Origin of the sequence: Stappia indica, assembly GCF_001696535.1 — a bacterium.
In the GTDB taxonomy this organism is placed as follows: Bacteria; Pseudomonadota; Alphaproteobacteria; order Rhizobiales; family Stappiaceae; genus Stappia; species Stappia indica.
The window spans coordinates 193,816-218,330 of record NZ_MBQE01000004.1; the positions used below are offsets into that span (position 1 = coordinate 193,816).

17 protein-coding genes are annotated in these 24,515 nt (G+C 66.9%); 7 read left to right on the forward strand and 10 right to left on the reverse strand.

The genetic code is table 11. The features are described 5' to 3' along the window. Positions 1 to 113: 113 nt before the first annotated feature. Entirely contained in the window at positions 114 to 2,663 is a 2,550-nt protein-coding gene (locus tag BBX35_RS15250; RefSeq protein WP_083206347.1) for a cation:proton antiporter, read from the reverse strand. Between the two features lie 85 nt (positions 2,664 to 2,748). Beyond that, positions 2,749 to 3,678 carry a DMT family transporter gene (locus BBX35_RS15255; protein ID WP_171901466.1) on the reverse strand — a complete coding sequence of 310 codons (930 nt, stop codon included), beginning with the start codon at positions 3,676 to 3,678 and terminating at the stop codon, positions 2,749 to 2,751. A 477-nt stretch (positions 3,679 to 4,155) separates the two neighbouring features. Here BBX35_RS15255 and BBX35_RS15260 point away from each other — a divergent pair, with 477 nt between their 5' ends. Then, entirely contained in the window at positions 4,156 to 6,330 is a 2,175-nt protein-coding gene (locus tag BBX35_RS15260) for a malate synthase G (RefSeq protein WP_067221855.1), read from the forward strand. Between the two features lie 89 nt (positions 6,331 to 6,419). Here BBX35_RS15260 and BBX35_RS23080 read toward each other — a convergent pair whose 3' ends face one another. The 3 genes from BBX35_RS23080 to BBX35_RS15275 all read right to left on the reverse strand — a co-directional run bounded on the left by BBX35_RS23080 (position 6,420) and on the right by BBX35_RS15275 (position 9,326). Continuing rightward, a complete protein-coding gene (locus BBX35_RS23080) occupies positions 6,420 to 6,710 on the reverse strand; it encodes a PilZ domain-containing protein (RefSeq protein WP_341871222.1) in 291 nt (96 codons plus the stop codon). Positions 6,711 to 7,119: 409 nt separating this feature from the next. After that, positions 7,120 to 8,601, reverse strand: coding sequence for an ATP-binding protein (locus BBX35_RS15270; protein WP_067221858.1), 1,482 nt, complete (start codon positions 8,599 to 8,601; stop codon positions 7,120 to 7,122). After that, a complete protein-coding gene (locus BBX35_RS15275) occupies positions 8,598 to 9,326 on the reverse strand; it encodes a response regulator (protein ID WP_067221860.1) in 729 nt (242 codons plus the stop codon). The genes BBX35_RS15270 and BBX35_RS15275 overlap by 4 nt, the downstream gene beginning before the upstream one ends. 199 nt (positions 9,327 to 9,525) lie before the next feature. On the opposite strand from BBX35_RS15275, the gene BBX35_RS15280 reads away from it, so the two are divergent. The 5 genes from BBX35_RS15280 to BBX35_RS15300 all read left to right on the forward strand — a co-directional run bounded on the left by BBX35_RS15280 (position 9,526) and on the right by BBX35_RS15300 (position 16,309). Then, positions 9,526 to 10,449 (forward strand): EF-hand domain-containing protein, encoded by a 924-nt coding sequence (locus BBX35_RS15280; RefSeq protein ID WP_067221861.1) that lies wholly within the window; start codon positions 9,526 to 9,528, stop codon positions 10,447 to 10,449. A gap of 652 nt (positions 10,450 to 11,101) precedes the next feature. Then, entirely contained in the window at positions 11,102 to 12,235 is a 1,134-nt protein-coding gene (locus tag BBX35_RS15285) for a type III PLP-dependent enzyme (RefSeq protein ID WP_067222640.1), read from the forward strand. A 281-nt stretch (positions 12,236 to 12,516) separates the two neighbouring features. Beyond that, positions 12,517 to 13,902 (forward strand): homospermidine synthase, encoded by a 1,386-nt coding sequence (locus BBX35_RS15290; RefSeq protein ID WP_067222642.1) that lies wholly within the window; start codon positions 12,517 to 12,519, stop codon positions 13,900 to 13,902. A 152-nt stretch (positions 13,903 to 14,054) separates the two neighbouring features. After that, positions 14,055 to 15,278, forward strand: a complete 1,224-nt coding sequence (locus BBX35_RS15295) for an aminotransferase (protein ID WP_067222644.1) — start codon at positions 14,055 to 14,057, stop codon at positions 15,276 to 15,278. A gap of 5 nt (positions 15,279 to 15,283) precedes the next feature. Next, positions 15,284 to 16,309 carry an asparaginase gene (locus BBX35_RS15300; protein ID WP_067221863.1) on the forward strand — a complete coding sequence of 342 codons (1,026 nt, stop codon included), beginning with the start codon at positions 15,284 to 15,286 and terminating at the stop codon, positions 16,307 to 16,309. 30 nt (positions 16,310 to 16,339) lie between these two features. Here BBX35_RS15300 and BBX35_RS15305 read toward each other — a convergent pair whose 3' ends face one another. After that, entirely contained in the window at positions 16,340 to 17,764 is a 1,425-nt protein-coding gene (locus tag BBX35_RS15305) for a TIGR03808 family TAT-translocated repetitive protein (protein WP_067221865.1), read from the reverse strand. Between the two features lie 120 nt (positions 17,765 to 17,884). Beyond that, a complete protein-coding gene (locus tag BBX35_RS15310; RefSeq protein ID WP_067221867.1) occupies positions 17,885 to 18,463 on the reverse strand; it encodes a DUF1131 family protein in 579 nt (192 codons plus the stop codon). 629 nt (positions 18,464 to 19,092) lie between these two features. On the opposite strand from BBX35_RS15310, the gene BBX35_RS15315 reads away from it, so the two are divergent. Continuing rightward, a complete protein-coding gene (locus BBX35_RS15315) occupies positions 19,093 to 19,794 on the forward strand; it encodes a helix-turn-helix transcriptional regulator (protein ID WP_067221868.1) in 702 nt (233 codons plus the stop codon). 120 nt (positions 19,795 to 19,914) lie between these two features. Here BBX35_RS15315 and BBX35_RS15320 read toward each other — a convergent pair whose 3' ends face one another. The 3 genes from BBX35_RS15320 to BBX35_RS15330 form a co-directional block, all read right to left on the reverse strand. Beyond that, positions 19,915 to 20,496, reverse strand: coding sequence for an LOG family protein (locus BBX35_RS15320; protein ID WP_067221870.1), 582 nt, complete (start codon positions 20,494 to 20,496; stop codon positions 19,915 to 19,917). Positions 20,497 to 20,504: 8 nt separating this feature from the next. Then, positions 20,505 to 21,896 (reverse strand): dipeptidase, encoded by a 1,392-nt coding sequence (locus BBX35_RS15325; protein WP_067221871.1) that lies wholly within the window; start codon positions 21,894 to 21,896, stop codon positions 20,505 to 20,507. Between the two features lie 217 nt (positions 21,897 to 22,113). After that, positions 22,114 to 24,294, reverse strand: a complete 2,181-nt coding sequence (locus tag BBX35_RS15330) for an inverse autotransporter beta domain-containing protein (protein WP_067221873.1) — start codon at positions 24,292 to 24,294, stop codon at positions 22,114 to 22,116. Between the last annotated feature and the right edge of the window lie 221 nt (positions 24,295 to 24,515).

Here is a 24,515-nt window from a genome sequence, read left to right on the forward strand (position 1 = left end):
ACCTGAGTCGTCAAGCACGCCTAGTGAAAAGCTGAAGCCTTCAACCGGGGCGATCAAATTTCCATTTCTGATTTTTCAGGAGGGTCTCCGGTAACCCTCACGTGTCGGAGAAATCAGTTGCTCTCCTGCGCGGCGTCTGCCGCATCACGGTCGCCGGAGCCGGGCTCGTCGTCTTCCACCGCAGTCGCGTTCATCTGGCGGCGCTGCGCGGCCATGGTCGCCATATGCTGCTTCAGCGTCGGATCCTTGTCGGTGAGACTGCGGAAGTCGGTGCGCGAGAGAACCAGCAGGTTGCAGTAGCCGAGCGCGCGCACATCGGCGGTGCGCGGCTGGCCGGTCAACAGCGCGATCTCGCCGAAGACGTCGCCGCGGCCGAGGCGCACGCGCACATGCTCGGTGATCACTTCGACCGCGCCGGAGGAGATGAAGTAGGCGGTGTCGCCCCGCTCGCCCTTGCGGATCAGCAACTCGCCCGGCACCGCGAAGAGCGGCCGCATCAGGCGCGAGATCGCCCGGATGCGGTCCTCGCTGAGATCGCGGAACAGCGGCAGCTGCGCGGTCAGCTCCTCCGTCCTCATGCCCATGTCGAGCTGCGGGCGCGAGTCGGCGGCTTCGCGGCTGTCGTTCACCCCTTGCGACAGATTGGAATACAGCTCGGTGCCGATGAGGTTCTGCGCGTAGAGCGAGCGGTAGGCGTCTTCCTCCAGCCGCAGGGCGGCCTTCTGCAGGAAGCGCTGGTCGAGGCTGTCCGCGTAGTCGGGATACTGCAGGCGCAGTGCTTCCAGCGCCGTCGTCGTCGCCTCGCGGCGGCCAAGCAGGATCTCGGTCAGGATCTCCACCACACGGCGCCCCAGCAGCGGCTCGATCTTCTCGTTGGTAAAGGCGATCAGCTCGTCGAGCACGATCCGGTTCAGCAGCAGCATCTCGTAGCGGTCGCCGAGCAGACGGGCCAGCCAGCGGTCGTATTTCAGGTTCCGCTGCAGCCATTGGGCGATCCGCATGGTGCGCGGAAAGGCGAGGGCCTGGCGGGCGGCGCGGTTATACTCGATGCGGCCGCCGGCGCGCGCGCGGTCGGCGATGCGGCCGATGCGGGCCAGCAGCTCTTCCGCCGTGTGGATGGAGGCTGTCCGCTCGCGCAGATGGCGCAGCACGATCTCGCGCTCGCGGTTGGAGATGGAGACGAGGCCGACGGTAATGCGGTCGCGGTCGAGGATCTCGTCCATCCCTCCGTCGAGACCCTGCGCTTCGATCAGGCGCTCCCGGTAGCGCCGGTCGGTCTCCTCCGCTGCCGCGGGGGCTATGTGATATTCGGAAACGGCGCGCGCCACGCCTTCGCGCACATTGGCAAGCGCCAGCGCCAGCACCTGCGCCCGCATCGCAGCGTCCAGCGGCGGCAGCTTGTCGAGGCCGAACACCTTGATCAGGGGTTTCAGCGTCGTGCCGTAGACGAGCAGGGTGAACAGCACGAAGCCGGTGGCGAGCACGGCGACGAAGCGCTTGATCTGCGGGTCGATGGCGAGGTTCTCGGTCACGCCGAGGGCCAGCGTCAGCGTGATCGCCCCGCGCATGCCGCCCCACAGCATCACCGTCTTGAACGGCGTACTGACCGGCTGCGACAGCTGCAGCAGGCTCATCATCGGCAGCAGCCCGAACAGGACCACGGCGCGGGCGGCGAGGGCAGCCGCCACGACGATGGCCAGCAGCGCGATGTCGTACCAGCCGACGTCGACCAGCAGCTTGGGGATCAGGATCGAGGCCAGCATGAAGATCAGCGACGAGGCCCAGAAGGCGATCTGGTCCCAGACGTCGTTGAGATAGGTCCAGCCGTCCGGGGTGACGCGGGAAGGACCGGCCAGATTGATGACGATGCCCGCAACCACCACGGCGACGACGCCGGACACGCCGACGAAATTCTCCGCGATGATGTAGACGAGATAGGGCATCGCGACGCTGAGCGTCACCTGGGCGAGGCGGAAGTCGCGCACCAGCGGCAGAAGCCGCACCAGGACCTGGCCGCCGACATAGCCGAGCGCCATGCCGCCGGAAAAGCTCCACAGGAACAACTCGACGCCGTCGGCGAGCGTCGGCGCCGCACCGCCGGTCAGCGCACCGAGCAGGATGACGAACAGGGCGATGGCAGCCGCGTCGTTGAGCAGGCTTTCGCCCTCAACCAGGCGGCCAAGGCGGGCGGGGGCGCCGATGTCGCGGAAGATGGCGACGACGGCGACGGGATCGGTGGTGGCGACGATGGCGCCGAGCAGCAGGCAGGCGAGCAGCGGCACCGTGGTGAAGGGGGCGAGCGCGAAGCCGATGAAGGCGGTCGCGACCACCACGGCGACCACGGCCATGACGAAGATCACGCCTGCATCGTCCGCCATCCGGCGCACATCGAGCGTCAGCGTCGTCTGGAACAGCAGCACCGGCAGGAACAGGTGCAGAATGCCCTGCGAGTTCAGCGGTAGGTTCACGAAGACGGAGGCGATCTGATTGAACGCGTCGGTGCTGGGCGTGTAGAGCAGCCAGCCCGAGAGCACGCCGATCGCGGTGCCGACAAGCGCCAGCAACACGGACGGGGCCACCTTCAGCCGCCGCGCGAGCGGCTGGATGAGCGAGATGACGACGAGGAGGCCGGCGATGGCTGCGATGAAGAGGGGCGCTTGCATGTCCCCTCTATCTTGCCACATTTCGACAATGACGCGACCGTTTCGCGTCGTCCTCCGAAATTTTCGATGTTGATTGTGCGACCGGTCAGATGGCCGTGGCGGCTTTGCGCGACTTTCGCTCCGAAAGCGCGATGCCGACCAGGACCAGACACAGCGCTGCCGCGTGGTACATGTGGAACGGCTCGCCGAGCAGGCTGACGGCCAGCAGCGACGAGAAGATCGGCACCAGGTTGATGAACACGCCGGCGCGCCCCGGCCCGACCAGCTCCACGCCGCGCATGAAAAAGATCTGCGACAGGCAGGATGGGAAGACCGAGATATAGGCGATCACCAGCCAGCCCTTGGGCGTCGGCCATTGCAGCGCGCCCTGCGCCACTTCCATGGCGAAGAGCGGCACGGAGGTGATCGCCGCGATCACCGCGAGCACGGTGAAGAACACCATGCCGGAGACCGGCGGGCGCTTGCGCAGCAGTACCGCATAGAGCGAGTAGAGCAGGCAGGCGATGATCATCAGCGCATCGCCGATATTGACCTCAAGGCCTGCCAGTCGCGACAGGTCGCCCTGCGCGGCGATGAAGGCGACGCCGGCCATGGTGACCAGCACGCCGAGCGCCTGCAGCGGCCGTATCGGCGTGCGCAGGATCACCAGCGCGCCGAGCAGCACGAACATCGGCATGGAGCCCTGGATGATGCCGAGATTGACGGCGGTCGTGCTGTGGGCGGCGATGTAGAACAGCGCGTTGAAGGCCGTGAAGCCGAACATGCCCATGGCGATGAGGATCGGTAGGTGGCGTCGCAGCGTCGGCCATTCGGCCCGGACCTGTCGTCCGTAGAGCACCAGCAGCAGGCCCGAAACGGCGATCCAGCGCAGTAGCACGACGGCCATCGGCGAGACCTCGCCGATGGCGAGCCGGCCGGCGATGGTGTTGCCGCCCCAGAACAGGGTGGTCAGCACCAGCAGCAGGATCGGCTGGTTGAAGAAACGCGTGAGCAGGGGCGAGCCGGATTGCGACATGGGGCCATGGGTCCGCGCCGGAGCAGGACGCGCGCCGGCCGTGTTGCCGGGGCATTCCGTCGTCCGGACTTGCTGGGGTGGCCCGCACCATGGACGTGTCTCGCCGGCGCGGGATCGAAGAAACAGCTCTATCGTATGACGAATTGCACCAGCCTATGCAAGCCACGCGGGCGGGACCGGGCATTGCACCAGACGCAGGGCTGACCTGCAGCGGCAATTGTTTCCCGTGAGGATCAAGTCTTTTCGATTTGTGCAAGATTGACCGGGAAAGGGTCCCTGCGGTTTGATGACGCTCGAACCGTTCCGTTCGGATTTCATCCGTCAGACCGCGCCTCATCAGCGCTTGCCCGGTGTCCCTGCATCGTCTTTTGTGAAGACGGTGCTGCCCGCGCAAGCCGGAGATGGCCGCGACGGACGCAACCGACAGAGCGCAGCAACAGTCATACCAGGAAACGTCGACAGGGAGTGCCGACCGCCATGGACCGTATCGAGATTGCCGGCCTGAAGATCGCCCCGGAACTGCGGGATTTCGTCGAGCAGGAGGCCCTGCCGGGCACCGGCGTGACGGCGGACGCGTTCTGGAAGGGCCTGTCGGCCATCGTGCACGACCTGGCGCCGGAGAATCGCGACCTGCTGGCGCGCCGCGACGCGCTGCAGGCCAAGATCGACGACTGGCACCGTGCTCATCCCGGCCCGGTCGACCTGACGGCCTACAAGGCCTTCCTCAAGGAGATCGGCTATCTGGTCGACGAGGGCGCTGCCTTCTCCGTGACGACGCAGAATGTCGACCCGGAGATCGCCTCCATCGCCGGCCCGCAGCTGGTGGTGCCGATCACCAATGCCCGCTATGCGCTGAACGCCGCCAACGCCCGCTGGGGCTCGCTCTATGACGCGCTCTACGGCACCGACGCCATGGGCTCCCTGCCGCAGGGCGGCGGCTACGATCCGGCGCGCGGCGCCGAGGTGGTGGCGCATGCCAAGGCGCTGCTCGACCAGCGCGTGCCGCTGTCGGGCTCCTGGGCGAGCGTTACCGGGCTTTCCGTCGAGGGCGGCAGGCTGAAGGTGACGGGCGAGGGCGGGGCGGCTCTCACCCTGTCCGACCCGGCGCAGTTCGTCGGCTATCGCGGCGAGGCGTCTGCGCCCGCGGCCGTGCTCTTCGTCAAGAACGGCATGCATATCGAGGTCGCCATCGACCCGAGCAACCCGATCGGCAAGACCGACCCGGCCGGCATCTCCGACGTGGTGCTCGAGGCTGCCGTCTCCACCATCATGGACTGCGAGGATTCGGTCGCGGCCGTCGATGCGGAAGACAAGGTCGTCGCCTATCGCAACTGGCTGGGGCTGCTCAAGGGCGACCTGACCGCCTCGTTCTCCAAGGGCGGGCGCGAGATGGTGCGCCGCATGGAGGGCGACCGGACCTATGCGACGCCGGCGGGCGGCGAGACGGTCCTGCACGGCCGCTCCTTGATGCTGGTGCGCAATGTCGGTCACCTGATGACCACGCCGGCGGTCCTCGACCGCGACGGCAAGGAGGTGCCTGAAGGCATCCTCGACGGCATGATGACCGCGCTGATCGCCATGCACGACATCGGCACGGGCGGCCCGTCCGGCGGCGGACGGCGCATGAACTCGCGCGCCGGCTCGCTCTACATCGTCAAGCCGAAGATGCACGGCCCGGACGAGGTCGCCTTCGCCAACCGGCTGTTCGGCCGGATCGAGCAGGCGCTGGGCCTTGCCGCCGACACGCTGAAGATGGGCATCATGGACGAGGAGCGGCGCACGACCGTCAACCTCAAGGAGTGCATCCGCGCGGCGTCCTCGCGCGTCTGCTTCATCAACACCGGCTTCCTCGACCGCACCGGCGACGAGATGCACACCTCGATGGAAGCCGGCCCGATGATCCGCAAGGGCGACATGAAGCAGGCGGCGTGGATCCAGGCCTACGAGAACTGGAACGTCGACGTCGGCCTCGAATGCGGCCTGCCGGGCCATGCCCAGATCGGCAAGGGCATGTGGGCGATGCCGGACCTGATGAAGGCGATGCTGGAGCAGAAGATCGGCCACCCGAAGTCCGGCGCCAACACGGCCTGGGTGCCGTCGCCGACCGCCGCGACCCTGCACGCGCTGCACTACCACGTGGTCGATGTCGCGGCCCGCCAGCAGGAACTGAAGGCCCGCGGTCGCGCCAGCCTCGACGACATCCTGTCGATCCCGGTCGCCGAGCGGCCGAACTGGTCCGCGGAGGAAATCCAGGCCGAGCTCGACAACAACGCGCAGGGTATCCTCGGCTACGTGGTGCGCTGGGTCGATCAGGGCGTCGGCTGCTCCAAGGTGCCGGACATCAACAATGTCGGCCTGATGGAAGACCGGGCGACGCTGCGCATCTCGTCCCAGCATATCGCCAACTGGCTGCGCCACGGCGTTTGCAGCGAGGCGCAGGTGATGGAGACGATGAAGCGCATGGCCAAGGTGGTCGACGGCCAGAACGCCGGCGACCCGCTCTACACGCCGATGGCCGCGGACTTCGACGGCTCGATCGCCTTCAAGGCCGCGTGCGACCTGGTGTTCAAGGGCCGCGAGCAGCCCTCCGGCTACACCGAGCCGGTGCTGCATGCCCGCCGCCTCGAGGCGAAGGCCGCCGCCCGCGGCTGACGTCGGCGCCATCGCCAAACGAACAAAGCCTCCCGGCCGACAGGTCGGGAGGCTTTTTCTTTCGAAGAGCCGGTCGCCGGAGAACGGACCTAGCGCCGTGAGGGATGAAACGGTTGGGTGATGGTCTCTGCATCACTGCCCATGCGCCCGAGCCGATAGAGAGCGTCCTTCAGTCGCTCCTGCTCCCGGTCGCTGTAGATGAACCGCCAGCCCGACTCGTTGTCGCGCCGCCAACGTTGCTCGGCGCGCAGTTCCAGCCCATGACCGTTGATCGAGATCCGCACGCTGAGCGCGAAGGCCGGCAGGTCCGAGCAACGTATTCGACAGCCGGTCAGGCTGAGATCCGTCATGCTGGCAGCCATCGGCCCGCGCATCGTCATGACGATGACCGGTACCTCGCCCGCTGCCCTGGGCGATCTCCGGCGTTCCTTCTGCACCATCCTCGATGGCATGTAGCGATTTCGCGATGACAGGGTCCCGTCCTCCCCTTGTCTCGAAATGTACGAAAGAGCGAACATTCCCGGCCGCTGCGTCCATCTGCCAGAATGTCCTCTCTTCTTGGCAGATATCTCGTCGGGAATATTCTCGATATCCGAGAGTTCGCGGGGGTCGTACTAAAATTTTATGAATTGAGAGACCGAAAGCCTTGTCGAAATAACGTAAGATTGTCGGATGATCGTAAAAACTTACGTAGAGTCATAGAGCTGTTGCGGGCGGACGCGTGGCTCCGGCAGACGGGCTCAAGGTGCCGCCGAACGGGGGGCGGCGCAAAGCGCGGCACGCGCCGCGTCAGCGCCTGCCGGGGCGATCGTCCATCGGCAGTGCGATTCGCGCCTCCAGGCCGCCCTGCGGGTGATTGGCGAGCATCAAGGTGCCGCCATGCGCGTGGACGATGGAGCGGGCAATGGAGAGGCCGAGGCCGATGCCGCCGGTTTCCTCCGACCGCGATTCTTCCAGCCGCACGAAGGGCTCGAACACGTCCTTCAGCCGATCCTCGGGAATGCCCGGGCCGTGATCGCGCACGGTGATGACCGCCTGTCCCCCTTCCGTTGCCAGCGCCAGTTCCGCATCGCCGCCGTAGCGAACGGCATTGTCGATGAGGTTGCGCAGCGCCCGTTTCAGGCTGAACGGGCGGCACGAGACGACGCAGCGCGTCTGCGGCGGGTCGAAGGCGACGGGGCGGCCGATATCGCGGTAATCCTCGGCGATGGCGTCGATGAAATCGCCGAGGTCCGTTGGCGCGCCGACCTCTCGCGAGGCCTCGTCGCGGGCAAAGGCCAGCGCCGCCTCGACCATGCGCTGCATCTCGTCCAGCGTCTCGATCATCTTCTCCCGGTTCTCGTCGTCGTCGATGAACTCGGCGCGGATCCTCAGCGAGGTGATCGGCGTGCGCAGGTCGTGACTGATGGCGCCGAGCATGCGCGTGCGGTCGCGCACGAAGCGGGTCAGGCGGTCCTGCATCACGTTGAAGGCCTGGATCGTGCCGCGCACCTCGGCGGGGCCGCTCTCGGGCAGCGGCTCCACATCCTCGCCGCGGCCCAGCCGGCCGGCGGCTGCGGCCAGCTCGCGCAAGGGGCGGGTGAGGCGGCTTACCGTCACGCCGATGACCAGCACGATGGCGCCGGCCATCAGCGCCACGGTGACGAAAACCGGCAGCAGCGTGTTGCGCGGCACGCGGAAACGGCTGGCGCCGTTGAGCCAGCGCCCGTCCGAGAGCTGTATTGAGAGCGTCAGCGACACGGGTGCTGCACGCCAGTTGCCGTGGTGGAAGGGCGCGGGGCGCTCGGGTGCCTGCTTGCCCGCCTGCCGCTCCGCCGGCTGGTCTTCCGCCTCGTCCTCGCCCTCGCTGTCGCCGACATCGATCCGCCGCCGGGACGGCGGGGCGTGGGAGACTTCGCGGCGGGACACGTCGACCCGGATGGTCTTGCCGGCATCGAGTTCCTCGCCGAGCATGGCGGCGATCCGCTTGTCGGTCTTGCCGCGTCCGGCGTCAGTGAGGGCAGGGGCGTCGTCGATCCAGTACCAGAGGAAGCGGCTGGAGATGGCCCGGAGCATGTCCGGATGCTGGCTCTCGGGCGCGGCCTCGACCAGGCGCACCAGCGAGACGGTGCGCGAGACGATGGTATTGCGGGCAAGCTCGACCAAGGCCACCCGCCGTTCTCCGGCGAAGAGCCAAAGGGTGATGACCTGCGCCAGCACCACCGCGATCAGCAGCAGCGCGACGAGCTGGCCGGCAAGCGAGCGGGGCCACAGGCGGAAGCGGGACATCATGCGAGCACGTCCTCGACCTCGGCGGTGAAGGTGTAGCCGCCGCCCCAGACGGTTTTGATCAGCTCCGGGTTCTTCGGATCCGGCTCGATCTTGCGGCGCAGGCGGCTGACCTGGTTGTCGATGGAGCGGTCGAAGGCGGCGGGGCTGCGGCCGGACGTGATGTCGAGCAGCTGATCGCGCGACAGCACCATGCGCGGGCGCTTCAGGAAGGCGATCAGGAGCTGGAACTCGCCGGTCGACAGCGGCACGGCGACGCCGTCTTCCCCCGTCAGGAGACGCTTGGGCACGTCGAGCTGCCAGCCGGCGAAGGCGAGCGTCTCGGCCTCGATAGGGTCGCGCTGCCTGGGCACCTGGGAAGAACGGCGCAACACGGCGCGGATGCGGGCCAGCAGCTCGCGCGGATTGAACGGTTTGGTGACATAGTCGTCGGCGCCGATCTCCAGCCCGACGATCCGGTCGGTGTCCTCGGCCATCGCCGTGAGCAGGATCACCGGCATCGTACCGCTCTCGACCAGCGACCGGCAGAGCGACAGTCCGTCTTCGCCGGGCATCATGATGTCGAGCACGACAAGGTCGACGGCCGCAGCCTTCAGGAACTTGCGCGCCTGGGCGGCATTTTCCGCCACCGAGGCGCGCAGCCCGTTCTTGCGGAGATAGCGCGCCAGCGACTCGCGGATATCGCGGTGGTCGTCGACGACGAGAATGTGTGGCCCGCTTTCGCTCATGGTCGCTTCGCCTCGCAATGTCTCCCTCGCATTCTAGATATCGCCGCACGCGCGGGCAGGGAAACCGCAATTGTATCCAGATGTAACGGGTGGGCGGCCCGTCACAGCTTGCGACACAAAGGCGGTGTTGCGGGCACATTTCAGCGACAACCGACCGCTAGACCGGTGTCATCGCAGTGACCGACAAGGAGATGACGCGATGACGACTTTCAAGAAGATCACGCTGGCCGCCCTCGCTGCGGCGCTGGTCGGAACCACCGCCATGCCCGCCTTTGCCGACCGTGACGGCGGCAAGCACGGCTGGGGCCGCGACGGCGGCAAGCCGGGCTGGCACCAGTCCCATCGTGGCGGCAAGAAGGGCTGGCACCATGGCCGCCGCGGCAACATGGCCCGGATGTTCATGGAGCGCTTCGACACCGACGGCGACGGCAAGGTGACCCAGGCCGAGATCGACGCCAAGGTGGAGGCGACCTTCACCAGCGCCGATACCAACGGCGACGGCAATGTGACGCTGGAAGAGTTCAAGGTCGCGTACCAGAACGAGTTCAGCGAGCGCCGCGTGCGTGCCTTCCAGCGCCTCGACCGCGATGGCGACGGCAAGATCTCCGAAGAGGAGTACTCCCGTCCGATGGAGCGCATGCTGTCCCGCATGGAGCGGCGCGCCGGCGACGATGACAACAAGGGCCGTGGCGGTCCGCGCGGTCATGGCCGGATGATGGAGCGCTTCGACGCGGACGGCGACGGCAACGTCACGCCCGACGAGATCCGCACCGCACGTGCCGACACCTTCGCCAAGGCCGATGCCGATGGCGACAAGGCCCTGACGCTCGAGGAGTTCGGCACGATCTGGGCCGAGCGCACCGACAGCCGGATGGTCCGTGCGTTCCAGCGCCTCGACCGCGATGGCGACCTGGCCATCACCCGTGAGGAAGCGGCTCGCCCCTTCGCCGGCCTCGTGGCCCGCATGGACCGCAACGGCGACGGTGCCCTGTCGCGTGAAGACCGTCCGCGCGGCGGCAAGCGCCACCATGACGGCAAGCGCTGGCATGGCGAGAAGCACCACGGCATGAAGGGCGAAGGTCGCGGCGAGCGCGGCGAAGGCCCGCGTGGCGGCAACGACTGAGCACTCTGCTCTCTTGGTTTGCCGAACTGCGCAAGCGGCGGGACCTCGTGTCCCGCCGTTCGCGTTTTCCCGTCGTGGAGAGGCTCCCGAGCGCGCTGATTCCCGCCCCGATTCCCCTGCGGCGCCGGGGTGATGCCCGTTTTTCGGTGGCCGATCCGTCCCGGCCATCGGCAGAACTCACAGGAAATGCGGAAATGCATGGGGGATGCGCAAAAAATGCACCTGCGCGGGGGAATTTTCCCTTGATTAAGACAGCCTCATGATTCATATCTCCGCTTGCCCAAATTCGCACGTGCCCGTGGTCGTCCAACCGTAAGGTGGCAGTCGCTCAATAGGGCCCGGACCTGTCCGGAATAGAGCGACAAAACGGATGGCTTAAAGCAACGACGTAAGAGGGCTTTTTTGGTCTCTGCCGGGTTTCCAAGTCCCGGGGTCACTGAAGAGGCACTTGTTACATCATTGCCGGCCGTGCGGTTCGGGACACCCGATCCAATCCAAGGCAGCAATCGCGGAACGGCGACACGCTTGCGCACATGCACGCGTTGAACCCGACCGTTGCATATGGCGTCCGTTTTCTCCCCGTCTCCAAAGCGGGCGGGAGGCGCGATCGCATATGCACCTGTACCGGAATTCGGACTTGCGGGTGAATGCCATGACCGAGCGCATCAAGAACTTCCTCCGGCAGCGACGAGGCGACGGGCCTTGCGTCGTCGTCGATCTCGACATCGTCCAGGACAACTATCTCGCGTTCGAGCGGGCCCTGCCGGACACCCGCGTCTTCTACGCGGTGAAGGCGAACCCGGCTCCCGAGATCCTGGCGCTGCTCGCCAGCCTCGGCTCCTCCTTCGACTGCGCCTCGGTGCCGGAGATCGAGATGGCCCTGGCCGCCGGCGCGGGCCCGGACCGCATCTCCTTCGGCAACACCATCAAGAAGGAGCGCGATGTCGCGCGTGCCTTCGAGCTGGGCGTGCGCCTGTTCGCCGTCGACTGCGAGGCCGAGGTCGAGAAGATCTCCCGCGCCGCTCCCGGTGCGCAGGTGTTCTGCCGCATCCTGTGCGATGGCGCCGGCGCCGACTGGCCGCTGTCGCGCAAGTTCGGCTGCGCGCCCTCCATGGCACCGCAGGTGCTCGAGCATGCCCATCGTCTGGGCCTGGTTGCGCATGGCGTGTCGTTCCACGTCGGCTCGCAGCAGGCGAATGTCGAGGCATGGGACCTGGCTCTCGGCTCCGCCGCCGCGATCTTCCGCGAGATGGCCGAGCGCGGCATCGTGCTGTCGATGGTCAACCTGGGTGGCGGTTTCCCCGCGCGCTACCTCAAGGACGTCCCGGGCGTGCCGCGCTACGGCGAGGCCATCCTGCGCGGCCTGGCCAAGCATTTCGGCAACCGCATCCCGCAGACGATCATCGAGCCGGGCCGCGGCATGGTCGGCGATGCCGGCATGATCGAGGCCGAGGTGGTCCTGATCTCGAAGAAGTCCGAAGCCGAGGACGAGATCCGTTGGGTCTACCTCGACATCGGCAAGTTCAACGGCCTGGCCGAGACCATGGACGAGGCGATCCGCTATCCGATCCGCACGGACAAGGACGAGGACCGCAAGACCCCCTGCGTGCTCGCCGGCCCGACCTGCGACAGCGTTGACGTGCTCTACGAGAAGACCCCGTACGAGCTGCCCGTCAGCCTGTCGATCGGCGACAAGGTGCTGATCGAGGCGTGCGGCGCCTACACCACCACCTATTCGGCGGTGGCCTTCAATGGCTTCGAGCCCCTGCGCTCCTACGTCATCTGACGGTCATCCAGAATCACGCCCTATAGAGATCCCGAAAAACTCCGAACCGGCCGGTCGCGAAAGCGGCCGGCCGGCGTTATGGTCCAGCCATGGCGGCCGCTGCCCGTTGCGCGCCATGCCGACACGTTGCAAGCAGAAGGACACTCGCCATGACCGAAACGAAGACCCCGGCGGCGAAGAAGAAGGCCGCCAAGCCCGCCCCGGCAACCCAGTCGTCCGCCGGTTCCGCGGCCGCGGAGAAGTCCTGGCCGGTTCACGGCACCATTTCCGGTCCCATCGTGATGATCGGCTTCGGCTCCATCGGCAAGGGCACCCTGCCGCTGATCGAGCGCCATTTCCGCTTCGACGCCTCGCGCGTGACGGTGATCGATCCGGTCGACGCCGACCGCAAGCTGGTCGACGACCGCGGCTACAAGTTCCTCAAGGAGGCGATCACCAAGGACAACTACCGTGATGTCCTGTCGCCGCTGCTCACCGAGGGCGAGGGCCAGGGCTTTTGCGTCAACCTGTCGGTCGACACGTCCTCGCTGGATCTGATGAAGCTCTGCCGCGAGCTCGGCGTCCTCTACATCGACACCGTCGTCGAGCCGTGGCTCGGCTTCTATTTCGATGAGAACGCCGACAACGCCTCGCGCACCAACTATGCGCTGCGCGAGACCGTGCGCCGCGAGAAGAAGAAGAACCCGGGCGGCACCACCGCCGTGTCCTGCTGCGGTGCCAATCCCGGCATGGTCTCCTGGTTCGTCAAGCAGGCGCTGGTCGACATCGCCCGCGACACCGGCGCCAAGTTCGAAGAGCCGACCAACCGCAAGGGTTGGGCGAAGCTGATGAAGAAGGTCGGCGTCAAGGGCGTGCACATCGCCGAGCGCGATACGCAGCGGGCCAAGAAGCCGAAGCCGATGGGCGCATTCTGGAACACCTGGTCGGTCGAGGGCTTCCTCTCCGAGGGCTTCCAGCCGTCCGAGCTGGGCTGGGGTACGCACGAGAAGTGGATGCCGAAGAACGCCCGCAAGCACAAGAAGGGCTGCAAGGCTGCGATCTACCTGGAGCAGCCGGGCGCCAACACCCGCGTGCGCACCTGGTGCCCGACGCCGGGTGCCCAGTACGGCTTCCTCGTCACCCACAACGAGTCGATCTCCATCGCCGACTTCTTCACGGTGAAGGAGGAGGGCAAGGTCGTCTACCGTCCGACCTGCCACTACGCCTACCATCCGGCCAACGACGCGGTGCTGTCGCTGCATGAGCTGTTCGGCGCTGCCGGCAAGATGCAGGAGACCCTGCACGTGCTGGGCGAAGACGAGATCATCGACGGCATCGACGAACTCGGCGTGCTGCTCTACGGCCACGAGAAGAACGCCTACTGGTACGGCTCGCAGCTCTCCATCGAGGAGACCCGCGAAATCGCTCCCTACCAGAACGCGACGGGCCTGCAGGTGACCTCGGCCGTGCTCGCCGGCATGGTCTGGGCGCTGGAGAACCCGAACGAGGGCATCGTCGAGGCCGACGAGATGGATTACCGCCGTTGCCTCGAGGTCCAGCGGCCGTATCTCGGCCCGGTCAAGGGTTACTACACCGACTGGACGCCGCTCACCGACCGTCCGGGCTTCTTCCCGGAGGACCTCGACGAGAGCGATCCCTGGCAGTTCCGCAACATCCTGGTGCGCTGACACCTGTAGCGGAAACGGACGTCCCGACGGCCCGTGTCGATCTTCCCTTGTGGGAGGCCGGCGCGGGCCGTTCGCGCATCCTCACTCGACGCAGCCGCCGCGAATGGCTACAACCCCCGGACAAAGTCGCCATGTGGGAACGCAAGCACGCCATGAAGCCGACCAATCCTGTCTTCACCGGACTGCCGACGACCATCTTCGAGACCATGTCGCGGCTCGCCATCGCCAACGGCGCGATCAATCTGGGCCAGGGCTTTCCTGATGTGGACGGCCCTCTCGACGTGCGCCAGGCCGCAGCCGATGCGCTGATCGCCGGCCCGAACCAGTATCCGCCGATGCTCGGCCTGCCGGAGCTGCGCCAGGCGGTTGCCGCCTCGACCAAGCGCTTCTACGATCTCGACGTCGACTGGCAGAGCGAGGTCATGGTGACTTCCGGCGCGACCGAGGCGCTCGCCGACGTGCTGCTGGCCCTGCTGGAGCCGGGCGACGAGGTCATTCTCATCGAGCCGCTGTATGACTGCTACCTGCCGCTGGTGAAGCGCGCCGGCGGCATTCCGGTGCGCCTGCGCGTGACCCCGCCGCAGTGGAAGCTCGACCTCGGCAAGCTGGCCGATGCCTTCACCGAGAACACCAAGGCGATCCTCATCAACAACCCGATGAACCCGGCCGGCAAGGTGTTCGGGGAAGAGGAGCTGGCTGCGATCGCCCGTCTGTGCATCGAGCACGGCGTCTATGCGATCTGCGACGAGGTCTACGAGCACCTGCTGTTCGACGGCCGCCGGCACCTGCCGCTGATGGCGTTTCCGGGCATGCGCGAGCGGGCGGTGCGCATCGGCTCCGCCGGCAAGACCTTCTCGCTGACCGGCTGGAAGGTCGGCTATGTCACCGCCGCGCCGAACCTGCTTGATCCTATCGCCAAGGCGCACCAGTTCGTCACCTTCACGACGCCGCCGAACCTGCAGAAGGCGGTGGCTTATGGCCTTGGCAAGGAAGACAGTTACTTCCTGACCCTGCGCGACGAGATGCAGGCCAAGCGCGACCGCTTCGCCAGCGGGCTTGCCGCGCTCGGCTTCGGCGTGCTGCCGTGCGAGGGGACCTACTTCCTGACCTGCGACGTCTCGACGCTCGGCCTGCAGGGCACGGATGTCGACATCTGCCGCCAGCTGGTGGAAGAGGCGGGCGTCGCCGCCGTGCCGGTCTCCGCCTTCTATGTCGCCGATGCACCGACCAATTTCGTGCGCTTCTGCTTCTGCAAGAAGGACGAAGTGCTGGACGGTGCGCTGGAGCGGCTCGACGCCTTCCTGTCGGCCCGCGGCGGCGTGTCCGCCGTGCTGTCCGCGCCCGGTTCCGTGCAGGTGGCTGCCGAAAGGGCGTGAGCGAGATGGAAAACCCGGTCCTGGTGGAAGTGCTGCGCGGCGATGCGGTGGAAAGCCGCCATCGCGGCGCTATCGCGGTGGTCGATGCGGCAGGTCATGTCGTTGCTGCGCTCGGCGATCACCAGCGGCCGGTCTTTCCGCGCTCGGCGGTGAAAGCGCTGCAGGCTCTGCCGCTGGTGGAATCGGGAGCTGCCGAGGCGCTCGACTTCAACGATGCCGAGCTGGCGCTCGCCTGTTCCTCGCACAATGGCGAGGAGGTGCATGTCAACGCGGCGCGGGTGATGCTGATGAAGGCCGGCCTCGACGAGGACGCGCTGGAATGCGGCAGCCAATGGCCGCGCCGCATGGAGGATGTCGCCGTCCTGCACCGGACGGACGCCACGCCCTGTCCGCTGCACAACAACTGCTCGGGCAAGCATGCCGGCTTCCTCGGCCTTGCCCGTACGCTCGGTGCGCCGACGCGCGGTTATGTCGAGCCGGATCATCCGGTGCAGCTGGAAGCAAGAGCGGCCATCGAGCAGATGGCCGGCATCGACCTGTCCGCAATGCCGCGCGGCACCGACGGCTGCTCGATCCCGACCTATGCGATGCCGTTGGCGCCGCTGGCGCGTGCCTTCGCCTGTTTCGGCACCGGCGAGGGGCTCGAGCCCCTGCGCGCCCAGGCCGCAGAGCGGCTCTACAACGCCTGTGTCGACCATCCCTTCATGATCGCCGGGACAGGGCGCTTCTGCACCGAGGTGATGGGCGCTCTCGGCGGGCGGGTCTTCGTCAAGACCGGCGCCGAGGGGGTGTTTGTCGCGGCCATCCCCGAGCTCGGCTTCGGCATCGCCCTGAAATGCGACGACGGTGCGACGCGCGCGTCCGAGACGATGATGGCTGCCGTGATCGATGCCTTGCTGGAGCTCGACGAGGACGAGGCGACGGCGCTGCGTCCCTGGCTCGCCCCGCCGCTGACCAACTGGACCGGCAGGCCCGTCGGCAGCATTCATGCGGTCGCCGAGGCATTCGCTCCGCTGAGGGGCATCGCCTGAAGGCGCTTGCCTGTCCCGGCGCACGCCGTCCTACCGCACCATGTTGCCCTGGATCGCCAGATGGCCGAACCCGTCGGCTGCGCCAGGCCGCGTCAGGTCGCCGGTGACCGCCTCCTTCCAGCGATGGCCGACGACGGCGCCGCCCGGCGTGCCGGAGAAGATGTTCCCGGAAATCAGCGCTGCGCCGGCGCCTTCGACCACCGTCACGGCCGCGCCGACCGGGCAGTCGCGGATGACGTTCGAGGCCACGCTGACATCGCGCAGATAGGGCCCCCAGCCCATATGCAGGCCGAAGCGCGCGGCCTTTTCCACCACATTGCCGGTCACGGCCGTGTCGGCCTCGACCGCGATGCCGATGCCGAAGCCCTGCACTTCCGCCGGGTAGGGGCCAGTATCGACGATGTTGCGGACGATATTGCCGGAGCAGGTGGCGAGGCGGCCGCCGTCCAGGAAATTGGCGATCGAAATGCCGATGGCGCCGCCGTCGACCAGGTTGTCTGCGATCACTGCGCCCTGGAAGGCAAACTCCGAATAGATCGCCGTCTCGCCGGAGCGCAGGCACGAGTTGCCCTCGATCAGCACGTTGGAGCCGCTGTTGGAGCGGATCGCCGAGAAGGCGCAATCGGCGATGCGGTTGCCGCGCACGACGACGCCATGGGCGCGGAAGATGTTGATGCCGTTGCCGTTTTGCCCGGTGCCGCCGTCGCGGGCGGAAATCCGCTCCACCCGGTTGCCGGAGACGATGCTGCCGTCCTCGCCCTCGCTCCAGCGATGCACGAGAATGCCGGCATTGGCGCAGTCGTGGACATGGTTGTCGGTGATCGACAGGCCGCGCGCCTCGATGGACCGCAGGCCTGCAGTGCGCGCTCCGGAGATCGTGTTGCCGACGACGCGCCCGCCGCAGCGGTCCAGCGCCAGGCCGGCCTGCGAGCTGCCGGTGATGGTGCAGCCTTCGATCAGGAGATCGTCGACATCGGCGAAATGCAGCAGGGCGGGCGTGTATTCGCCGAGCAGCCGGTTGTCGCCGTCGAAATGGATCCCCTCCATGCCGATGGTGCCCGGACCTTGCGCGAACAGGAGATGGCCGCCGCCCTGATAGTCGAGACGGGTCTGGCCGGGCAGGCCGACGAGGCGGGTACCGGAAGGAAGACGCAAGTTGGCGACGGTGTAGCGACCGCCGGGCAGGAACAGCGCTCGTCCACGCTCGGCCGCCGCGTCGATGGCCTGCTGCATCAGGGCGCTCTGGTCGTCGGCGGCGCCGGGCCGGATACCGAACTCGCTCGCCTCGATGGTGCCGCGCAGGTCGGCGACACGCACGGCAGCGGCAGCCGGCCTTGCGGCCTGCGGCAGGAGAAGAGGTGAAACGAGACCGGCAAGCACCAGCCCGCCGCGCAAAAGCCCGCGCCGTGTCGGCCCGGACTGCGCGCGATCCCGCGCTTCGAACGGCGATGCCATGTGCTGCCTGTCTCGTTTCATGCCCATCCACTCTCCCGAGCGCCTGCAACGCAAACGGCGTGCCGGATTGCCCGTCCCGAAACGGGACGAGCTCCGATGGCCCTGGCGGGATGGGAAAGATCAGGCGCTGGGCGTCCAGATGATCCGCTGGAGGATGGCCTCGCGCAGCTGGTCGCTGGGGGCCAGCTGGTCGAACGGTCCGCGATATTCCGGGATCGCGTAGACGAGCGTGACGTTGCCGGTGCCGCGTGCCTTGCAGATCGCCATGCCGCGCCACAGGTTGCGGCCGACGCGGCAATCGCCGCGGGAGGTGCCGATATCGGCGAAGCTCATGCCGATGCGCTCGCCGTTCGGGCCCTGCAGGTGATGCGTCACGCCGTGCATCTCGCGCAGCTTGCCGTTGCTGCCCTTGTAGAAGTGCAGGACCTGGAAGCCTTCGGCGTTATAGGCACCGATCGCCCATTCGGTCTTGTCCTCGGTGGCGGCCTGAAAGCCTTCGGTGGTGAAACCGGGCAGGGCCGCCGCAATCGCCTTTTCCGAGTAGGGCGTGTCGGCGGTGATGCCTCCGGCGCCGGCTGCCGTGATCTGGACCTGCGGGCCGGGCGTGCGGATCGAGCCGACGGTATCGCTGTCGAGCGTCGGCGAGCAGGCTGCGAGCAGCGGCAGGAGAAGCAGGAGGGCGGTGCGTGACAGTTTCATCGTGAATCGGATCTCCTCGACTGTGCCCGGACCGGCAGATAGCACTCAAGCGCATGGCAAGGAACCCCTCCGGGCGCGGTGTTTCGTTCCTGCCCTTGCGTTCGCTTGCCTTGGTGGAATTGACGTCCGTGCAATTTGCGATCCCGGCCGGGCTTTCTCGGATGCCTGTTCCCGGTTTCAGTCGTTAAACGACTGGAGTAGGTGGAAAACGTGGCGAATTGCGAGCAGCTCTCGGCGCTTTTCTTTCGTTGCAGTAAAAACTATTGGTAACAGAGGGTTGCAGAGCTCCGGCGTTCCATGGTCTGATTGGGGCAAGCAGGATCTGCGCGTCTGGTCGGGATTCGGAACACGGCTGTCGGACGCTTGTCCGGGGAGGGGCGAGTGTCGGCATGGGGGCGGAGTGCGGTCTGCCCATGTCGACGATGCCGGCAGCGACACGAGGATTTTGACAGGGCGCGATACCTGCGGGACGGTAGCGACACTGTAAGTTTGACGGGCTTGTCCGGCGCAAAATCCATCCGGCGGACAGGTGGGGCCCTCAAACCGGCGCAATTTGCGGGTGTAAGCATGGGTGAAGGTGCCAAGCCGCGAGCAGGCTGGCCCTTCTGAGGACGAAAGGCAGGGAAGAGATGGCCGACCCGATGGAGACGCAGTCCAAGGCGGCGGCGATTGCCGAAGCACAGACGGGCAAGCATGTTCTCGATATCGTCGAGGCTCAGCTGCGCAGGCTGGGGGCGACACATATCCTGGTGACCGGGCTGCCGATGCCCAACCGGCCGATCGATGGTCTGGTCCATCGTTTCCGCTGGGCGGACGAGCGAGCCGGGGGGATCGAGCGCAGCGACCTCGACACCGAGGACGGCGCGCTGATGCTGGGTCTGATGCGCAACCGGGCATTCGTCTGGGACGTGACGGTGGGCGACATGGAGCATTCCGAGCTCTTTGCGTCGCTCGGCGGCGAAACCCGCGTGGTGGTGGTGCCGGTCACGGAAACGCACCCCTTCCAGGCGGTGGTGATGGGCGGCGGCGCCCATCTGGAGGCAGGCTCTGTGGAGCTTTCCAATCTCGAGCTGATCTGCAACACGGCGTTCCGCCGGCTGATCGATCTCGGCGTGCTGTCGACGCAGCGCCCCGGCGATCTCTCGGCGCGCGAGCGGCGGGTGCTGGAGCTCACTGCGCTCGGCAAGACCGCGAGCGATATCGCCGGTCTGCTCGACATCTCGCAGCGGACGGTCCACGCGCATCTGCAGAACGCCAGCGCCAAGCTCAACGCATCCAACAAGACCCATACGGTGGTCGAGGCGTTGCGCTACGGCCAGATCCGGCTCTGATCGGCGTCGGTCAGGAGGCCGGTGGAAACCGGCAAGACACATGAAAACGGCCACCCGGGCGATCTGTCCGGGTGGCCGTTTCTGTTTGGTGTCGTTGTCGCCGTCGCAGGCGCGCCGGGATCAGGTCTCGTCGCGCTTGATCCACTTCGGCGTTGCCGGCGGCTCGTAGCGCTCGAACCTGGCGATCAGCTCTGCCGGGTCGCTCGCCACCAGCACCATGTCGCGCATCACCGGCTTCACGAACTCCTCGTCCCGCTGCAGGTCGAGGAAGCTCAGGAGGCCGTCGTAGAAGCCGTCGACATTGAGGAAGCCGCAGGGCTTGCGGTGATAGCCGAGCTGGCCCCAGGTCCAGATCTCGAACAGTTCCTCCAGCGTGCCGGCACCGCCCGGCAGGGCGATGAACCCGTCGGAAAAGTCGGCCATCATCGCCTTGCGTTCGTGCATGGAGGCGACGATGTGCAGTTCGCTGAGACCGGCATGGGCGAGCTCCTTCTCCTGCAGCGAGAGCGGCAACACGCCGATGACCTCGCCGCCGGCCGCCAGGGCGCCGTCGGCGACAGCGCCCATCAACCCGACCTTCGCCCCGCCATAGACAAGCCGGCGGCCGGAGCGGGCGATGGCCGCGCCGGTGGCGACGGCGGCCTCGCGATAGGCGGGCTTGGCTCCCATGCTGGAGCCGCAGAAAACGCAGATAGACTTCATTGCTGCAATCAGCCCTTTGCCAGTTCGTCGAGCACGCGGGCCCAGGAGCGGATGCCCTTGTGATAGCTGGTCATCTCGTACTTCTCGTTGGGCGAGTGCACCCGGTCGTCATCCAATCCGAAGCCGATCAGAAGCGAGTCCATGCCCAGCATGGTCTTGAAGTCGCCGACGATCGGAATGGAGCCGCCGCAGCCGATCAGCGCGGCCTCGCGGCCCCACTCGTCGGACAGCGCCTTGCGGCCCTTGGCCAGCGCCGGGCTGTCGAAGGGCAGGCGCAGGGCCGGGCTGCCGCCATGCTTGTGGAAGGTGACGGTGCAGTCTGCCGGGAGCTTTGCTTCCACATAGGCGCGGAAGGCGGCCCGCACCTTCTCCGGATCCTGGTCGCCGACCAGGCGGAACGAGATCTTGGCATGGGCCTGCGAGGCGATGACCGTTTTGAAGCCGGCACCGTTGTAGCCACCCCACACGCCGTTGATCTCGCAGGTCGGGCGTGTCCAGATCTGCTCCAGGGCGGTGCGGTCCTTTTCGCCGGCCGGATACTTCAGGTCGACGCCGCCGAGGAAGGCCTCGTGGTCGAAGCCCAGCTTGTCCCACAGCGCGCGCACGTCCTCGGGCATCTCGATGACACCGTCATAGAAGCCGGGCAGGGTGACCTTGCCGGTCTCGTCGTGCAGACCGGCGAGAATGTCGGCCAGCACATGCAGCGGGTTGCGGGCGGCACCGCCATACATGCCCGAATGCAGGTCCTTGTCTGCGGCGGTGATGGTGATCTCTTCCCCCACAAGGCCGCGCAGCATGGTGGTGATGCCGGGGGTCTGGCGGTCCCACATGCCGGTGTCGCAGACCAGCGCGAGGTCGCAGGCGAGCTCGTCCTTGTTGGCGGTCAGGAACGGATGGAGCGACGGCGAACCGGACTCCTCCTCGCCCTCCAGCAGCACGGAGACGGAGACCGGCAGCCCGCCGGTCTCGGCGATCCACGCGCGGGCGGCCTCGACGAAGGTCATCAACTGGCCCTTGTCGTCCGCGGAGCCGCGGGCAACGATCATCTTCGAGCCGTCCGGGCGGGTCACGACGGCCGGGTCGAACGGATCGCGCTCCCACAGGTCGAGCGGATCGACCGGCTGGACGTCGTAATGGCCGTAGAACAGCACATGCGGTCCGGCTTTGCCGTCTTCCTTGCGGTGGCCGACCACCATCGGGTGACCGGTGGTGTCGCGCACACTCGCCGGGATGCCGATGGCCGTCAGTTCGTTCGCCAGCCAGTCGGCCGCCTGTCGGCAATCGCTCTTGAAGGCCGGATCGGTGGAAATGCTCTTGATGCGAACGAGATCGAAGAGACGGGCGAGCGAGGTGTCGAAATCGGCGTCGATTCGAGACAGGACCCGGTCGAGATCGGACATGGTGGGGCTCCGCTTTGAAAGGGTGCGCGGCGGGGGCTGGCAGACCGCAACGGTCTGCAACCGGCGCGCCGGTGAGGGAACCCAGCATGGACACAGATCGGCGGTCAAGGCAAGGCGCGGCACGGTCCCCGTCGACGGGGGATCGCACCGCGCCTTGGGGCCGGGGAGGCGGCCGCTTGAGGCCGCCGCGCGGGCGCAGTGGCCTTGATCGTGCGGCTTAGTAGTTGTTGACGGGCGCGCATGCTCCCGTGACATCGGCATTGGTGAGTGTCGCGCCATTCAGCGCGAAAGCACTGCCGGGCGACTGCGTCAGGCTCGTCGGCATGAAGGGCGAGCGGCCGCAAGCTTCGGGCGTTCCGGTGACGCTCACGGAACCGTTGAGGTTCTCGAAATCGCCCATCAGCCAGAAGCCGGCCCGACCCGCCTGGTCGATCCCGATATTGTCGAAGCGCAGCGCGTCGGACGGGTTCAGCATCTGCATCAGCTGGATGCCGATAATGTCGACGTTGGAGATCGAGATATCGGTGAAGCTGGAGTCGCGGATGCCCATGATCATCATGCCGCTGTTGGTGGCCCCATTGATGGTCAGGTTGCTGAAGTCGTAGCCGTGATTGGACTCCGAGCCGACGATGATCGACCAGTCGCCGCTGAACGAGCTGATGTTGATGCCGCTGCGCACGCCGGGATTGGGCAGGGCGCCGATGCCGGTCAGCACGGAGTTGCGGTAGCCGATCTCGCCGGAGGCGACGAAGGCCGCTCCGTCCGCTTTCGTCTGGGCAATGTCGACCGCATCGAGATCGGCACGGTGGACATAGTGGAACACCAGGCCTTCCTTCGCGGTGTTGGAGATGTCGACATTCGCAAAGCTGAGATCCTGCGAGACATTGGCGAAGATGCCCATGCCCACCCGATCGGCGGTCACGTTCTCGACCGTGACGTGGCTCGCCCGGTTGAGCCGGATGCCGACGCCGGTCTGCGTATCCTCCGGGCTGAAGTTGCTGAAGCCGTCCGCCGTGTCGAAGGCGATCTCCGACAGGGCGACACGGGCCACAGTGAGGTCCGAACCGTTCTGGAAGTCGATGCCGGCGCCGGCCACGTTCGAGATGCGCAGGTCCGTGAGCGTGACCCGGCTGGCGCCGTCGGACGCGACAGCGGTGCGGCCACCGGACAGCGAGAAGCCGGAGAGGACCGTATCGTCCGCCATCGCGAAGAGGTCGCGTGTCGCGTCGCTGCCGTGCAGGCGGGTGTCGCCGACGCGAAGGGTGCGGCCGGTCAGAGGGTTGCGCACGTCGAACGCGCCGGCAACGCGCTGGTTGGCGGCAAGGGTGATGGTGTCGTCGATCTCGATGACCGTGCCGTTGCCGTTGACGAAGACCTGCCGGCCGGGCGCGGCCGTCTCGATGGCCTGCCCGACATCGCCCGCAGCCGGATCGATTACCACCAGATTGTCCAGTGTCGCGCCCGTGCGGGCATCGACGCCCGTTACCTCGGCTCCAAACGCTCCGGCCTGGGTCACGACGTCCACGTCGCGAACCACCGTCTCGGTCATCCGGCGCTGAAGCGCGGTCAGGCGCGTGCCGCGTTCTTCCCCGCCGATCGCGCGCTGCAGCGGCAGGCGCAGCCGTGCACCGAAGAAGCCCTGCGAGCCGCGCGGGCTGTCGTACTGGTACTCGGCGAGCAGGCTGACGCGGCTGCCTTCGAACAGCACGTCGTTCATGCGGTATTCGGCGCGCACACGCGGCCCCCAGACGGTCTCCGCCTTGTCTTCCCAGAAGGCGTAGCCGCCGCCATGCACCCAGAACTCGTCGCGTCCGTCGCCCAGCAGGTTGAGGCCGGTCAGCGCCCCTGCCTCAATGTCGAGGCCACGCATCGCACGCTCCTCGCCGCCGCGCACGGTGATCGAGTTCGGACCGACCCGTGCAGTGTCATGTGACGCAAGCTGATGCTTGGTCTCGCCGACCGGCAGATAGGCATTGGCGCGCAGGCTGAAGCGCTCGGTCATGGCCTCGGCGCCGAGCGTTACCTGCAGGAAATGGTTGTTGTACTGGGAGCGGCGGTAGTCGAGGAAGCCGTAGGCGCCGACGATCCAGCGGTTCTCGATGATCTGGCGAATGCCGAGACCGGCATTGAGTTCCTGAGAGCCGGAGGCGCCGAAGGTGCCGCGAATGTCGGTGTAGATCAGCCGGTCGAAGGTCTGGAAGAGCGGCACGAACAGGGTTGTCTCGCCGGTGCTGGAACGGCCGGTCGTGCCCGCCTTGCCGCCCACTTCCAGATGCGGTGCCCACAGGGGCGCGTCGGTCCATGCAGGATCGGCCTGCTGGGCGCCGGCCACCGCCGGGGCGAGAAGGGCACCGCAAAGCGCGGTGGCGCGCAGGAGCTTCGATCTGCTTGACGTCATGCCTCACCATTTCCGGACAGGCGAAGGTACGGCGCCGGACGCACGTGCCCGGTCGCGACGCGAAACGCCCGCGCGGTTTCTTGCTGGATGTTCTGGGACGGGTCCTGCCTGGCTGCGTGTCGCTGGCTCGGGCGGACCGGATCTGCAGGGTCGCTGTTGTCGCGGCCCGATGGGGCAGGCATAGGGCCTGCAAAAACATGAGTCAATTATTCATGTTTTAA